Annotated in this window: 13 protein-coding genes; 9 read left to right on the top strand and 4 right to left on the bottom strand. The window is 65.6% G+C overall.

Going from position 1 to position 15,562, the window contains the following annotated elements; genetic code table 11:
• The first annotated feature begins 469 nt into the window (after positions 1–469).
• Positions 470–1,195 (top strand): hypothetical protein, encoded by a 726-nt coding sequence (locus tag GTV32_RS15065; RefSeq protein WP_161061000.1) that lies wholly within the window; start codon positions 470–472, stop codon positions 1,193–1,195.
• A 2,688-nt stretch (positions 1,196–3,883) separates the two neighbouring features.
• On the opposite strand, the gene GTV32_RS15060 is transcribed toward GTV32_RS15065, so the two are convergent.
• Positions 3,884–4,036 (bottom strand): hypothetical protein, encoded by a 153-nt coding sequence (locus GTV32_RS15060; RefSeq protein WP_161060999.1) that lies wholly within the window; start codon positions 4,034–4,036, stop codon positions 3,884–3,886.
• Positions 4,037–5,037: 1,001 nt separating this feature from the next.
• Here GTV32_RS15060 and GTV32_RS15055 point away from each other — a divergent pair.
• Together GTV32_RS15055 and GTV32_RS15050 are read left to right on the top strand one after the other, a co-directional pair.
• A complete protein-coding gene (locus tag GTV32_RS15055; RefSeq protein ID WP_161060998.1) occupies positions 5,038–5,877 on the top strand; it encodes a hypothetical protein in 840 nt (279 codons plus the stop codon).
• Positions 5,874–6,545 (top strand): pentapeptide repeat-containing protein, encoded by a 672-nt coding sequence (locus GTV32_RS15050; protein ID WP_161060997.1) that lies wholly within the window; start codon positions 5,874–5,876, stop codon positions 6,543–6,545. The genes GTV32_RS15055 and GTV32_RS15050 overlap by 4 nt, the downstream gene beginning before the upstream one ends.
• A 52-nt stretch (positions 6,546–6,597) precedes the next feature.
• On the opposite strand, the gene GTV32_RS15045 is transcribed toward GTV32_RS15050, so the two are convergent.
• Entirely contained in the window at positions 6,598–7,566 is a 969-nt protein-coding gene (locus tag GTV32_RS15045; protein ID WP_161060996.1) for a hypothetical protein, read from the bottom strand.
• A 106-nt stretch (positions 7,567–7,672) separates the two neighbouring features.
• On the opposite strand from GTV32_RS15045, the gene GTV32_RS15040 reads away from it, so the two are divergent.
• The 6 genes from GTV32_RS15040 (at position 7,673) to GTV32_RS15015 (ending at position 12,570) form a co-directional block, all read left to right on the top strand.
• Positions 7,673–8,179 (top strand): hypothetical protein, encoded by a 507-nt coding sequence (locus tag GTV32_RS15040; protein WP_161060995.1) that lies wholly within the window; start codon positions 7,673–7,675, stop codon positions 8,177–8,179.
• A 51-nt stretch (positions 8,180–8,230) separates the two neighbouring features.
• A complete protein-coding gene (locus GTV32_RS15035) occupies positions 8,231–9,400 on the top strand; it encodes a hypothetical protein (protein ID WP_161060994.1) in 1,170 nt (389 codons plus the stop codon).
• 52 nt (positions 9,401–9,452) lie between these two features.
• Positions 9,453–9,965: a YbaB/EbfC family nucleoid-associated protein gene (locus GTV32_RS15030; RefSeq protein WP_161060993.1), complete on the top strand. Its 513-nt coding sequence runs from the start codon at positions 9,453–9,455 to the stop codon at positions 9,963–9,965.
• 41 nt (positions 9,966–10,006) lie between these two features.
• Entirely contained in the window at positions 10,007–10,318 is a 312-nt protein-coding gene (locus GTV32_RS15025) for a hypothetical protein (RefSeq protein WP_161060992.1), read from the top strand.
• A 61-nt stretch (positions 10,319–10,379) separates the two neighbouring features.
• Positions 10,380–10,892: an enoyl-CoA hydratase gene (locus GTV32_RS15020; RefSeq protein WP_161060991.1), complete on the top strand. Its 513-nt coding sequence runs from the start codon at positions 10,380–10,382 to the stop codon at positions 10,890–10,892.
• Positions 10,893–11,277: 385 nt separating this feature from the next.
• Positions 11,278–12,570 carry a hypothetical protein gene (locus GTV32_RS15015; protein WP_161060990.1) on the top strand — a complete coding sequence of 431 codons (1,293 nt, stop codon included), beginning with the start codon at positions 11,278–11,280 and terminating at the stop codon, positions 12,568–12,570.
• A 68-nt stretch (positions 12,571–12,638) separates the two neighbouring features.
• On the opposite strand, the gene mycP is transcribed toward GTV32_RS15015, so the two are convergent.
• Together mycP and eccD are read right to left on the bottom strand one after the other, a co-directional pair.
• Complete coding sequence (gene mycP, locus GTV32_RS15010; protein ID WP_161060989.1) at positions 12,639–14,015, bottom strand: type VII secretion-associated serine protease mycosin; 1,377 nt, start codon at positions 14,013–14,015, stop codon at positions 12,639–12,641.
• Positions 14,015–15,502 (bottom strand): type VII secretion integral membrane protein EccD, encoded by a 1,488-nt coding sequence (gene eccD, locus GTV32_RS15005; protein ID WP_161060988.1) that lies wholly within the window; start codon positions 15,500–15,502, stop codon positions 14,015–14,017. Before eccD ends, mycP begins: the two co-directional genes overlap by 1 nt.
• Between the last annotated feature and the right edge of the window lie 60 nt (positions 15,503–15,562).

Raw genomic sequence — 15,562 nt, 5'->3', positions numbered from 1 at the left:
AGGGTCTTCGAGTCGAGTCGCTGCCCAGGTCGCCGTGGTTGCCTGCTGAGGATGCGTTGGCGGTGGTGCGTGGGCGGATTGCTGGTGAGGATGTGGGGTCCTATCCGGTGGATCGGTTGCAGGCTGATCGGTTGCGTGATGGGTGGCGGGTGTGGGCGGTGCCGCCGGTGTCGGATGATCCGTTGGATGTTCGGTTGGGTTGGGCTGTGTGGTATGTGGCTGATGATGGGGTGGTGTGGCGGTCGTCGACGTCGACGGAGTTCGGTGTGGCTGAGCAGCGGTTGACCGATCAGTTGTTCGAGCGGTTGCAGGCGGCGCGGTCTGCTGGGTCTGGGGAGGTTGGCTGATGGTGGCGGGACCGATTGTGCCGTTGGATGATTCAAGGCTGTACGCAAGTGGCTTGTATGCCCTGTACGAGGGCCGATGGTTCAGAGCCGATCGAGGGAAGCCCTGGCCCGAGTATGTTGTCGTGGGCGTCGAGCCGGGTGAGTCGATCCCGGAGGGATTCACCGAGACAACGAACGATTTCACGTTCATTGCCACGCGACGCGTGACGCCGGCCGAGTTGTCAGCACTGTGTTCAGTGGACACGTACTGCACGTGGAAGAACAGCACGTGGAAGATCGCACGGATCGATCGGGTCCGGAATGTCGCGACATTGAAGATCGCACTCACATTGAAAGGCGATTATCCGGAGGTCAAGCCTTGGCCCCAGCCCATCGACTTTCGCTCCGTTCCGACGGTCGACTACATGGATCGTGAATGGATTGCTGTTGACGTGCGTCCCGAGGAAATGGCGCGAGTGATGCTGCTGGTCACCGCCTTTGAAACTCCACCACCAGTCACAGCGTTGCTGGACGACGAGGTTCAGGCGTGGCCGGATTCGGTGGGGTTGTCGCCGTGGTTGCCTGCTGAGGATGCGTTGGCGGTGGTGCGTGGGCGGATTGCTGGTGAGGATTTGGGGTCCTATCCGGTGGATCGGTTGCAGGCTGATCGGTTGCGTGATGGGTGGCGGGTGTGGGCGGTGCCGCCGGTGTCGGATGATCCGTTGGATGTTCGGTTGGGTTGGGCTGTGTGGTATGTGGCTGATGATGGGGTGGTGTGGCGGTCGTCGACGTCGACGGATTTCGGTGTGGCTGAGCAGCGGTTGACCGATCAGTTGTTCGAGCGGTTGCAGGCGACGCGGCGAGGTTGACGATGTTTCGGGGGCTCCGGTGACGTCGGGGGGTGATGTTCGTTGACCATCGGGTTTCCGCATGAGTTGGCATGGCTGGGCGTCATCATCGGCATGGAATGGCCTGAGGGCGATGAGGATTCACTTCGGCGGATAGCCTCGGCATGGAACGACGCGGCCGGTGAGATCGAGGCATTGCGGCCGGACTTGCAGGCAGCAGCGCAGTCGGTGCAGCGCAATCTGGACGGTGCCACTGCGGACGCGCTGTCGGAGGTTTTCCGCCAGCTGCTCGATGGCGACCTGTCACCAGAGAAGATGGCGGAGGCTGCTCGCACGGCCGCGGACATGTCGGACTCCAGTGCGACCAACATCGAGTACGCAAAACTGTCGTTCTATGCCACCTTGGTGATCACTGCAGCCCAGATCGCCTGGGCGATGGCGATGGCGGTACCGACGTGGGGAGCGTCGCTGGCGCAGATCGGCATAGCCGAAGCGCTCGCACAGGTGGCGGTACGGGTCGGCCTGAAGGAACTTCTGGACAAGATCCTCACAGAGGTCGGCAAACGGGTCGTGCTGAAGGCAGTCCAGGCCTCGGTCACCAACGCCGCGTTGGCTGGGTTACAGGACGCCGCCATTCAGGGTTACCAGATTGCGGCCGACGGTCGTAAAGAGTTCGATGGCGGACAATTCTCGAAGACCCTCGCGACCTCCGCAATCGGAGGTGCGGCCGGCGGTTTGGTCGGCGGTGCGGCCGAGAAGGGTTTGGCGCGACTCGCTGGTCGTGAGTTGGAAGATCTCAGCAGCACGGGTGCGCGGTGGCTTTCGCGGTCAGCGGTCGGCGCGACAGATGGCGTGGTCAACGCGGCAGGCGCCGGAGCTGCGGGGACGTTGATCTACGGTGATGCGTTTGATCCGAAAACGCTTCTCGGGGGTGGCCTTTCCGGAGGGCTGTCGGCTGGTCCCGGCAAGCCGGACTCGGCTCGGCCGTCCAACAGTTCAGAAGGTTCAGGATCTGGTGATGGCACCACACGGCCGAGCCCGAGTGGCGACGGTTCGTCCTCCTCTGGCGGCCATTCCGATCGCGCCGGTGATTCCACCGGTTCTCGGGATGGCACGCCGGAATCATCGTCATCTGAACAGACTGAGAGTGGGCGTGGCGCGACGCCGTCTGAGCAAGACGGAAACGGGGATTCCAGCGGAACGCAGGTCGGACAACGCGATTCCACCTCGCCGCTGCAGACGGAACCTCGCGCCGGTGCATCGGAGTCCACGCCGACGGCCGCGACAGACGGCCGGCAGACTGAAAGCAGTACGAGCGCCTCGACAACCAACGCCGATACACCCACAGGCCCGGAGCACTCTTCGGTACCCGCATCCGGCACGGACTCGTCCCCGCCGTCGGCGGCCGAACCGCCAGTGCAGTCATCGAATGATCCTGTGCTGTCTGGTGACCAATCCGCGCACTCGGACGGTGGCTCAGGCGCCGGAGCGGACCCGACGCCTGCTGAAGTTGTAAGTCCGCGCGTCGATTCGCAGGCTGATTCGCCGGCGACCGCAGGACAGGCCGCACCAACTTCGAATTCGACCAACGACAGTCCATCAGAATCAACGAGCCCAATGCCCACTGCGTCGTCTCCGGGAGTCGTCGGTGCGCAGGCAACTCCCGCGGGGACTTCGCCGACCGCGGTGCAGGCGTCGACGTCTGCGGGACAGACGAATCCAACCACGGGTTCACCGCAATCTACCCAGCAGCAACCGATTTCACATTCAAGCCGGGCGGAGGCGCAGAGAGGCGACGGCGGAGGGCCGCCTCCGAGATCGTCCGACGCTGTCGACAACCGTCCTGCGCCCCGGAGCGACGGAGCTGCCCGAGGCGATACCTCGACGCGCGTTGAGAGCCCGGTGCGGGCCGAAACACACTCGGCACGTGCCGAATCCGCGATCAGGCGTTCGGATGGACCTGAAACTCTGGCGCGATCAGCAGATTCTTCGGGTCATATGCTGGCGGAGGCTGAGCGGCCCGCCACTCCTCATGCCGAACACGCCACCCCGCACGACGCCACTGCCCCCCAACATCCCCGTCACGAAGAGAGCCATACCGAGCCAGGAGTGGTGGACCGCTCGCTCGACCACACCTCGGCTGCCGACAATGAGTCCTCCGCCGCTGACAATGACGCGGTTGGGACTCCTGACACGCAGGTCGAGGAACACGCCGGCTCCCACAGCGATGTGTCACCAGAGGATGCGTCGAGAGTTCATCCGTCCGAGTCGCCACCCACTTCCGGCGACCACGAATCTGCACGTCGCGCCGGCCCTCCGCCAAGAGATGGTGAGCGGCTCTCGCGGGACGGCGAAGTCACCCGCGCCGAGGAGTCTCAGGATGGTCGAGATACAAGCGGCGCAGGGAATGATGCCGCGGATGCGGATGCGGTTGGCCTGTCGCTGCTGCCAAATCAGGCTCCTGCCACAACGAGCGCGCACACGGGGACTACCAGTACTCGCGAGACCACTCAGACGCGTGCTCGGTTGGATGCGGAACGTGCGGCACGAACTGGTGCTGCCGACGACGCGGCTGACAGCGGCGACGGCGGTCCGCCCATGGGGCCGGACGAAACAGGGAGTGGTGCGAAGCCACCCCGGCCCGACGTCCCTGCTCTGCTCGAATCAGTGGCCGCCCGTCACGGCTTTCAGCCGCTCGAGATCCGCGATCTACTCCACCGCATCGCCGAAGACGGTGCTGGGCGTGAACACCTCGAGAGGCTGAGTGACTCCGAGCTCGAGGTCCTTCTTGCCATGGACGAAGCCGTCCCCCGCCCGGATCTCGCCAACGACGTGATGCGGAAAGTTGTCAGCGGTGGACAACTGGATTCGATAATGAGGCAGGCTCGAGATGGTGGGGATCCGTTTGGCCCAACTTTCACCGCAGACGGTGTCGGGGGATGCGTGTCGGTGAAGGCGGATGTGGACCAGATGGGCGCTCCCGCTGGGATAATCGAAGGTCTTCGCCTGGACTACGACCTGACGCCTCCAGATGTCAATCCCTTCGACAGGGTGGGCGTGAAGGACCACATCTTTGTGATCGAGGGAATTCTCGAGCAGGAAAAGGGCCTGATCGACAGCCCCAGCAAGCACCTTTACGACGAGTATGACAGGCGGCACCTGGGCGAAGAAAGCTCAGCACCCAAGTGGTCTATGGAGATGCCGCGTGGGGAACCTCCTCACACCGGCGTTGGATTTCCCGGAAGCCAGCGAGTCCTCACTCCGGAATATTATGTCGCCGAGCGCACCACCTTCGCCGACGGCGCAGAACTCAAACGCATCAACCCCGATGGCACCGCCGACGTCATGGCCCGTCTCGAGAATGGCGAGTGGAAGGCAGTGGTCTCACCCGCTGAGCTCGATCCGGGTGTCACGGGGGCGAATCCACCTCAGAGCGCGTCCGGAACGCAGGACGGCGGGCTGCCAACGCAGACGCACGATCTCGATGTTCCGACCCACGGCGGGGATCTCGGTGCCTCCGACGAGCGTATGGTCGCAGATCATTCGCTCGACGATTCGGCCAACAACTGCGGACCTGATGCTCTCGCCGACATCAGTGATCTGACCGGTACGCAGATCGATTCGATGCCGAGCCGTCCCGCTGGACCAGATGGCGTGTCTGCACACGAGCTCGAGGCCAGAGGCGGAGGTGAGCTTCGCGCCACAGATCCAGACGCTCTGGCCGAACGACTTCGCGATCTGGGCGATGGGGCGACAGCTGTTGTGGTGGTCGAGCACTCACCGATTCCGGCGGTCGACTCAACTGGTGAGACGCGAACTGTCGGCGCACATGCGTACACGGCAGTCAATCGCGGGGCGAGGTCATGTTGCGCGACCCCGCGGTCGGATCCGAGACTCCGTTGCCCGCCGACTTCGGGCACCGAGCGTGGGCGATGGCATTCCATCCCGACGGCACGCCTGTGCACCCGATCTCGCACGATCCCGGGCACGTCGGCGCGGATCGCCAGCCCGGTGAGCGGGGCCCCGAATCAAGGATCGGAGGCCATCCATCCGACAGCACTTCGCGGCCGGAGGGGGAGCCGAGCCAACACGGGCGTGACCATCCGCCCGATCACGCCGTGGACGAACATTCCATCCCACTCGACCTCGGTGACGAGCTGCCCGTCGATGATTCGAGCCATGACGAGCGCTCCGCGTCCACCTCAGACGACCCCCCGACTGGTGAGGACACGTCAGCCGAGCCGGGCTATCGATCCCCCGACCCTGGCACAGCGGAATTCGATGCGCGGGTGCAAGAACTCGGCCACGATCCATCGCATCAAGGCGTCCCGCTGGACGCCAAGGGTATTCAAGAAGTCAGTGTCGGCCTGGCTGCGGAGCGCCAGGGGATCATTCCGGGTCCGATCGAACGCGCCGAGCTCGGACCCGCCGGCGAGGACCGCGGCGATTTCGTCGACGCGAACGGGGATCGGTGGGACGTCAAGTCCTCACCCGATATGCGGCCCAGCTACGCAGACCGTCCGGGCGAGCCGATCAAGCCGAAGTCCGACGAGAAGTTCATCCGCAGCATCGACCGCGAACTGGACAAGGGCGAGAACATCTTGATGGATACCGACGGGATGAGCCCAGAACGCCAAGCGCACCTGCGGGAACTGATAGACGGCAAGCCAGAATGGAACGGACGTGTGAGGTGGGTGGAGTGACGGATTACCGGACTGACCGTGACGCGGTGCGTCGATGGCCTGATGATTCGGCGGCGCGTGCAGCACTGGAGGAGTTCTTCGTGCGCGCGTCCGAACAGGACTCTGTCCCGACACTCGGCGGCAGCGACCTCGACTTCCGCGGTGCCGATCTCTCCGGGCTGCACCTTGGTGGTGCGTGGTTCGCGAACGCGGACCTTCGGGGCGTCGCCTTGCGAGAGTCGTGGCTCGAAGGCTGCACCTTCTCTGAGGCGGACCTCCGCGGCGCCGACTTCACCGGCTCCCGCTTGCGTAAGGCGGATCTATCGGACTGTCAAGCGGCAGAAGCGGTTTTACGTGGGGCACACCTACAGCGGTGCGACCTCGATTCAGCTGATCTGCGTGGTGCCGATCTCACCGACGCGGACTGCCGGAACGCATTCATGCCCGACGTCGACCTGAGATCGGCGGTATTGCGGTCGGTGAAGTTCGACGGCGCAGAATCGTACACAGATCTGGGTGGCACCAGAATCTTTGGAGCCACAGTGGACGGTGCGTCCGGACGGATCGCCGGGCCGCTCGATGTGGGTGAGTCGCAACCACGCCTCGTCGCCGGCGCCGTACTCCAGGCGTGGTTGGCAGCGCACGGTGCCCAGATCGAGGTCGTCGGTGCCGGCCCCGACCACGACTGATCGGGTCGCCGCCGGGGCCGCTGCTTCAGAGGTGGGTGTGAACGCCCAACCGCTACTTGCGGCCCGAGATGCGGCGGCGGTCCGCGAACGCTACGTGCGGGGCCAGTTGGTGGATGATGGGGATCAGATGTTCGATCGAGGGCTGGTAGTCCTCTCGGTACTCGGGACGTTCCTCGTGGTTGCGGTTGTGCTTCGGATCGACATGTCGAGTGATGACGACGAGACGGTTGGTGCGTGTACTGATGTCGACTCCCGCTGATTGCGATGTCGATACATCGGTGAGGGCCACCAAGCCCGTCACGTCTGCCCACACGATGCGCCTGCCGTTGTCGAGGACGATTCCGGCCGGGTCGACAGCGAGTTTCGCTCGTCCCTTTCGGTCGTGGATGCTGATCATCCCGGCCGCCGAAAGCTGTTGCCGCAGCGCCGACGTACTCGCGGGGTCCGGAGTGTAGTCAGAGCTGGTGAGATAGGTGCGGAATTGCACGTGGGAGGCGAAATATCTTACCGCGGCACGGAACTCGTCCTCGTTGCGCGTGTAGTTGTTGACCATCGTCTGGCCGTATTGAAACGGGCGGCCGTTGGCATCGGTCCGGATGGTGGTCACGACAACCGAGCACAACCGCTGGCGGGACGCCACGGTCGTCTCGTTTCCCATTAGTGAGTATCGGAAGGTGCCCTCGACGAACTCGAGCGCGCGGATCTCATGCCATCCCAGCTCGAAACCCCTTGTCCAGATGCCATCTGCACTGGCGGTGACAAATGTCTTTCCGACATTGGAGAACGCCGCATACCACTGGAAAAGGCTGAATCCACCGAACAAGATCAGGAAGCCGCCGCTCAGAAAGATACCTCCGACGGCACCGGCGGCGATGGAGACGAGCAGCAGCACCGCGACGACCGCGTTGATCGCACCGAGAACCCAATACGCAGTCCAACTCTTCGGGCGGGCGCCACAGATGCTGACGGGCGGCGGTGTGGTGGGCAGATGGTGCGGAGCCGGCTGTTGATGGCTGTCCATGGCGGTCATGCTAGCGATGGGGGCGGCGTGCGAGGCGGAGCCGGTGTCGACGGCCCGGCCCACTAGTCTCAGGGCGAGATCAGATCGTCTGGTCGGGAAGGTGGCGATGGCCGGGGGAGTTGGTGACCCGAACGTGGATGGCACGGTCGTCCTCCGCTCGTGCATCAGCTGGCATCCGCGGCGTTCGCCGGGCGCGGTGGCGCGAGGGCTGGGCAGCGCGATCGTTGTGGCCGCCATCGTGGTGCTCATCGGCTACTTGTGGGCGCGGGCAAAGACCGGATGCGGCGACACTCCGACCTCGCATGGTGGGACGTGCGTGCGGAAGGTGGGGAGCCGTGCGTACATCGGCTACCCGACCGAGGTGGAAGCGCGTCCCGGCCTGCTGATCGGCGCGGTGGTGCTGGCGGCGCTGATCGTGGTCGCCGCGTTGATCTACCTACTCCGCCCGGTGCGGCCCAATCCGATCGAGGTGATGGAGTTCGAGCGTCGAGTGGTGGCGGCCCGCAGCGACCTCGCGGCGCGGTACGCGCGCGAGCCGTCCGCGTACAACGCTCACGTCCTCCAGAGCTTTGACGCCGAATACGAGCGACAACGGCCCGGGAAAGCCTCGTAGACCGGGGACGTCCGATTGCCGTGCGTCCGAACTTCCTCCTATGGTGGCGAGGTGAGTTTGCCGTCCCACGATGCCGACGTTCCGCTGAGCCTCGGTGCGGAGCCGGCACCGAGCCCGGCCTTCGTCAGCGACGATCTGCGCGGCCGCACGGAGGCCGGCAACGATCGAATCGTCCGTACTCTGTTGGACCAGGCGCCGTCGAACTGGAATGTCATGGCGGCCACCTTCTCCCTGACCACCGATCGTCAGACCGGAATGGTGCTTTTTGCCACCGATCAGGCGTCCGTGCAGGTGATGCCGTCGTCGGAGGCATTCGCGCTCGTCCGTGCTCAGCGTGAGCTCGCGGCCACGTCGTCGACGGGGCCTTGGTGGCGGATCTCCTTCCGGCTGGAGCGGTCCGGACGACTCGAGGTGGATTTCGACCACGGTGAGCGTCCGTTCGGTCCGGACTTCTTGTTCGCCCCGGCCGATTACCGTGTCGACTTCGTTGCCTACCCTCATCGCGAAGTCCCACTGTGGTTGGCCGCGTACGTCTTTCACGAAGGACGACAACTGCGCACGCCCGTCACCGCGCTCGCTGCCGTGACCACTTCGGCCGGTGCGGCAGACAACCAATGGCCGGATCTGAACATCCTGTGGGCCAGATGGGCAGCGGTGGCTGCGGTGTTCGCCGCGATGGCGCCGAGCTCGGGCCCGAGCATGGCCCCGCACATCGGGATCTTCGAGTCGTCGACGAACAGTGGCTCAACCTTGGTCAGGCTGCCGGGGGATCGGGCGGTGCTCTCCGGCGGGGTCTTCGACTCACCCGAATTGCAGTCCGCCTACCTGGGTTCGGGCGATTTGCCGGATCTCTATGCCGGAGCGCCGATCTGGGTGGGTGATTCGACTCTCAACGCGCGGACCCGAGCCGGCATGCTGTCGTTCTGCTGGTGGTACGAGAACGGCCGCTGGTATCGCGGCGAATCTCCGGACGCCGCGGCGTGTGCAGCAGCGGTGCCTGCCGTGCGGAGTACCGGTGAGACCGCGCGGGTCATCGGCGAAACGTTCACCGAGGCGCCGTCCGAGTCGCTGCTGACCGTCGCGAACGCGTTCGTCGGCGCGGTCGAGTTCGGCACACTCACCCGTACCCTCGTCGAGACCTTGCTCCCGCGCACGCAGGGTTTCGACACCGACGCGGCATTGGTGTCCCTGGCCGTATCGGGACATTTCGACGACCGGTGACGGCCATGGCAGCATGAGCACCAAATCCGGGACGCCGAATGGGGGTGGATGAATGGCGAATGAGGAGATGAAGGAGATGCTGCACGGCCTGCTGCAGGACCTCGAAAAGCAGAAGGCCGACATGTCGACGCTGCAGCAACGGCTCGCGGCAGTCACCGCCAGCGCTACCTCCAGCGACGACCTGGTCACGGCGTGGGTGAACACCAAAGGCATTCTGATCCAGCTGAAGTTCCATCCCGACGCCGTCGATCGGGCAGGCGGCCTCAGCAACCTCGGTCGCTACATCACCGAGGCGACGCAGAAGGCAGCACAGCAGGCGCAGACGCAGATGGACGAGATCATGGCGCCGATGAAGGCGCGGATGGACACGTTGCCGCAGATCTCGGAGATGTTCCCCGGGCTGCCCGACCTCGACGATTTCGTGCCGGAACCAGTGGCGCCGTCGACCGAGCCTCCGGACTCGCCGAAGCGTGTCGCATCCGACGTCGCAGACCCCGAGGAACACTATGAAGAGCTCGACGAGACCCGACCGAGAGGGAAAGGCCCGCTGGACCAGGCGTGGTGAACGGGCCATCATGGGTGGGACGCCGAACAGGGGGATGAGCGATGAGCGGTGACACAACGCAGGTCGAGGCACAGCAACTGCTTGCAGGCGCAGGACAGCTCGACGACGTGGCGAACGCGTTGACGACGATTCGCGACGAACTCCGTGGTCGCCTCGAAGCCGAGGGTCAGGCCTGGGGAGCCGACAAACCGGGCACTTCGCATGCCTCCGGCTACGAGCCGCAGACGCAGAACATCATGGACGCCACCGAGACCAAGGTCGACTCGATGATCCAGTACGTCCATGGCATCGAGAACGCGGCGAAGAACTTCGTCGGTTCCGAGTCGGACAACGCGTCGCGTTACGGCCGCTGATCACCTTCAGGCGTGACGGCACGACGTCAGACCGCTGTTGGCGTCCCAGAGCGAGCTTTGTATGATCGGCGAGATTTCAGTAAATGTCGGGGGGGACGAAGTGCGTAAAGCGTGTTTGCTGCTGGTGGCTGTAGCGATGTCGGCGATGACTTGGTGGGGGGCTGGCAACGTGACAGCCGAGCCGCAACTTCCGCGGGTGACGCAGTACAGCGAGAACGTAGGCACTTTCGGAGACCACGATTTCTGTCACGGTGCCTTCAACATCGGAATGGTCGCGCCGAAAGGGAAGCGGGGCGTGGTTCGGATCACCCTCACATCTTTCGGATTCACCGGGAACGGTTCCGGATGGGCCCGCGACCCGAAGTGTCGCTTTTTCGCACTTGTCAACACGACTGCAGGGTTCGGTAAGAACGAGTATTTCCCGGTCGCGTTCGGGCGACGACCCGGCGAGCGTGTGACCATCGAATCTCATCCGGGTTCCGGGCCGAAGGCGGTCACGGTGTCGACTTCATCGAGTGACAGGCGCAGCGACATCCAGAGTTTCGGCGCCACCATGTACACGATCGTCCCCTGACGCTGGTCTCCGTCGGTCACCCGACCGACCCGACTATCACAATCTCGCAACTCTTCGCTATCCTCACATCCAGCATTGTCGGGGTAAGGATTGTGGATGCTGTATTTCGGGGGAACTGAACGCGGGAATGGGGCGCCGCGAGCCGCAGGGGAGCGGTCCGCGAAGTCGACCCACCGCACTGAAGCGATACCGGTGTCGACCATGTGTCGAGCCGGCTTCTCGCGTGGCAGTGCCACGCGCGCGCCGCTCGACTGAGTCGGGCGCGAATGTCTTGAGCGGCAAGGCGGTCTGAGCCTCGCTGCGCCGCACCCTGCTGCCTGTGCAGCACATCACCTCATCCCACGCGGCCTTCTGTCGGGGGCGTGAACGAAAGGAATCACCACGCATGGCCCACACATCCAAGCGGTCACGGCATCGCTGCCCAGCGACCACGGATCGACGTAGTCCACTCCTACTGAGCGTCACCTCGGCAGCACTGGTCGCCTCCATCGCAACCGGCGTCGGTGCGGGCCTGGCGCAAGCGGCCGAACAGGGTGGCACGAGCCCCACCGACACTGCCCCGCAACAGGGCGGCACCAGCCCGACCGAACCCGCCCCGGAGCAGGGCGGCACCACGCCCACCCCCGAGGTCGCGCCGGTGGTGGAACCCGGGCCAGGCAGCATTCCCGCTCCGCCGCAGGAGGCTCCGTACCAGTCGTATGTGGAGCCGAGCACCTACACCGCACCGACGTACGAGAGCACCTACAACCCGGTGCCCGCGCAGCCACTCACCGCGCCCAAGCCGACCGCTCCGGTGCGCCCGATTGCTCCGCCGCCCGAGAAGATCCGCGTCGGCAATTTCATCACCGATATCCCGAAGGGGATGTCGACCCGTGACGTGAACTCGATCAACGCCTGGTCCGCATATGGTGAGGCCAAGATCGCGCAGAACCTGATCGCCGTCGGTGTGCCCGAAGATCAGGCCTCTCGTCAGGCGGCCTCGACGATCATCGGCGTGATGGCCGGTGGCACGGCAGGCGCTGTGGCGCTGGGGATTCCGGCGGCCGCGCTCGGTGCTGCCGGCGGTGCGATCGTCGGTGTGCCGGTCGGTGCGGTGGCGGGAGCCGTGTACAACTCGGTGGTATTTGCGCCTGCTATCGCCGCCACCGGAGGGCTTGCTAGTCCGTTGGTCGGCCTCGGCGCTCTCGGCGGTGCTGGCATAGGTCTTGCAGCCGGAGGCGCCATCGGTGCCGCCGGTGTCGGAGCGGCCGGCGCGGCCGCCGGCGCCGTGATCGGAGGCACCATCGGCGGTGCCCTCGCCTACAGCCTCGGCGCGGGCGACCCCGGTGCGAATCCGAAGGAACCGTGGAAGCAGAACGCGCCAAAACCGAAGCCGCTGCCCAACCCGCAGGCGAATCAGTTCGAGTTCAAGCTGCCTGCTGAGAAGGCCGCGAAGTCTGGCCTGCCAGCCGTCGACTACACCGTCAACGTGCGCGGTGACGTGGACCTGCAGGTCGGTGGTTTCACGACCGGATGGTCGGCCGCGCAGGCGGACGCCCCCTACAAGGCGCTGGGTGCCGGGGGACCGCAGCAGAAGGACAACGCCCGCACGTTCACCAAACAGAATGCGCCGCAGGCGAAGCAGGTGCTGCCCGGCGTGCAGATCTCCTGGCCGCAGGAAGTCGCGCCGGCCCGCTGAGTACGAAGTCCGCACGAGACCAGGTCGTCCCGCACAAGCCCGAACCGGGTGCGTGCGGGACGACTGTCTCAGTAGTCGTCCTCGCCGAGTTTGCGCAACCGACGGCGTGGGATCGAGATCGCCCACCACACCAGCGCGGTCAGCAGGCAGACGCCGGTTCCCGCGAGTGCGACGTTGCGGGCGGTGTGATCGGGGCCGGTCGCATCCGGCGGTGCTATCGGTCGCGATGCCGCGGCGTCCACCGATGAGTCCACGACGGTGTCGCTCAGCGCGGCCACGGGATCCACCACGCCGTAACCGACCACGTCGTTGCGTCCGGACCCGGCTCCGTGCGCGGTCGCGGTGATCCGGCGCATCACGTCGGCCGCCGAGATCCCCTTGAACCGAGCCTTGATCAGAGCCGCCAGGCCTGCGACGTACGGGCTGGCGAAGCTTGTGCCGTCGACGGTCACCGGGCCCTTTTCGCCCTCCTGGCGATTCACAGCCTGACCCCGCAGTCCGACGCTCACGAGCCCGGTCGCGGGCGCCGCGACCGAGACCCAGGGGCCGTGCAGACTGAGTGGCCACGGGCTGCCCGTGGCCGAGTCGACCCCGCCGACGGTCAGCAGATATGGGCTGTACCAGCCGGGGCTCACCACCGTGTTGAGCGTGTCCCAACCCTTCGCGGCCGGGTTCGCCGGGTTGACCCCGGTGTTCTGCGTCTTGCACGGATCCACCAGGTTGCCCGCTGCGGCCACCACCACCACGTTGCGGCGATAGGCATACTGCAGTGCGGCGCCGAGTGCCCCGTCGTGCATGGGGGTGCCGGCGGGCCCACACGCCACCTCGGAGATGTTGATGACGTCGGCGCCCTTCTGGACAGCAGCCACCACCGCGTAGGCGAGGGTCTGCACATTGCCGTAGCTCGAGGCCGCGATGTCGGCCGCGGAACCGCCGCTCTTGTTGTCTTTCGGGCCGTACGACAGCGAAGTCTGTCGGATGGCGATGACCTCCGCCGCCGGCGCCACACCCGCGAATCCGTCACTCGTGCTGGGCTTTCCGGCGATGATGCCGGCCACCATGGTGCCGTGGCCATCGCAGTCGGTGAGTCCGTTGCCGTTGCTGACGAAGTCGCCGCCGCCGATCACCTTGGTGAACCGTTTGGATGGCTGCACCCCGGTGTCGATGACGGCGACCTTGATCCCCTCCCCCTTGCTGTAGCGCCAGGCCGCCTGCACCTGCATCAGCTGCTGGGCTGCCGACGGGTCTCGAACGTCAGCGCTGCTCGAGGCGAACGGCTTGCCGCACAAGGCTTTCTGCTCAGTGGCCTGTGGCGGCCCGGACGGGACGCGCAGGGTCAGATCAGACGGCGACGCGGTCGGCGGCACAACTGCGGCAGCTGGGCCGGCCGATGCCCACAGCGCACAGCACACCACCGCAACGGACGCGGCCCGCACCCCACGCATCAGAGACTGCGCACGGTGCCGTAGATGTCCATCACCCAGAAGGTCAGCGGCGCGATGATCCCGACGAGGATGTATTCGAGGATCTCACCGGTACGTTTCATCACCGGGGAGAATTCCTGCTGGGGTGCGACGACGCCGGTCAGGATGGCCAGCAGGGCGAGCGCCAGCACGCAGCCGAAGGCGATGTACATCCACGTCAGGTCCCCGACGGCGAGGCCCGCCATCAGCAGGGCGAACACGATCGCGCCGGTCGCGACCAGGATGGCGGTCTGCGCGACGTCGCTGTGGGCGCGGCCGCGCAACGCCAGCACGACCGCGACGATGATGGCCAATGCCGTGGTGCGCCAGTCGAAACCGTTCAGCGGATCAGCTGCCAGCAATGCCCCCACACCGGCGAGGACGGCGATACCCAGCACGATGCCCGTCAGATACTGGTTGGCGGTGTACGCCCGGCGCTCGAGAGCGGCAGCCGACGGCAGGGCCATCGCGCCGATCGCACCCACCCCTTCGATCGTCGGCCGGACCTCGGCGTCGATCGGATCGATGGGGCCACCCGAGGTCGGGACCGGCGGCAGTGGCAGTCGCGCCAGACCGATGGTGAAACGCGGCGCGAGCAGCACACACAGCACCGACAGGGCGGCCATCGCGGCACCGACCTTGGCAACGTCCGAGCCGAAGAGCGTCACCTCTCCCGCGGCGATGAGTCCGCCGATCGAGGCGAACAGGATGGCGCTGTGCATCATGGGGCCGACCGTGGTGACGCGATAGACGATGACGGCGGAGACGAGCGACGCTGCGCACGCAAAGGTCAGGTGCGGCGCACCGAACCCATGTGGAGTCAGAAGCATTGCACCGGCGAACACCAGCGGCTGGGCGCAGAAGGAGAGGACGGTCGCGGTGCCCTCGTCGCGGTAATACCTGACCACGATGGTCGCGGCCACGATGAACCCGATCGCCAGGACCACGCTGATCGCACCGGGCAGCACGTTGTCGGCCTGCCCGCGGGACATCAGCAGGATCAGCGCCGCGGCCACGCTCGCGACCATCGCGACCACGTAGCCCATGATCCGAGCCGAGCGGGCGGACCAGCTCGTGAAACGAGATTCATTCAGACGACCGACAGCGTCGATGACATCGTCGAAGAGGGCCGGCGTCTCGCGCGAGACGACCGATTTGAGGATCAGCAGGTCGCCGTCGAGGATCTGCGCCTCGTGCAGGGTGCGATGCGATTCGATGGGATCGCGGCCCACCTTGCTCAGCGTCCAATGCTCGCGCTTGTCGTCGTCGGCGGGATTGTCCTTGTGCCGCCGGGGGTTTCGCGACTCGATCAGGGCGACGAGATCGGGGAGCAGGGCTGCCACGGGCACCGAGGACGGCAGTGCGACGTCGAGCTGGGTGTTGCCGCCGAGGATCGAGATGCGCGTCAGGTCGGGCTCGCCCGTGTGCGCCTCCTGATCGAGGACGGCAAGCGGGTCGTCGATCGTCATTGTCAGACATTCCCCCAGGTCACGTGCTTTCGGGGCAGCATTCAACGCCCCGGTCGTTTA

It is taken from the genome of Gordonia sp. SID5947 (assembly GCF_009862785.1).
Taxonomy (GTDB): Bacteria; Actinomycetota; Actinomycetes; order Mycobacteriales; family Mycobacteriaceae; genus Gordonia.
The sequence above is the reverse complement of the archived record's forward strand: the minus strand, read 5'-3'. Positions and strand labels throughout refer to the sequence as shown.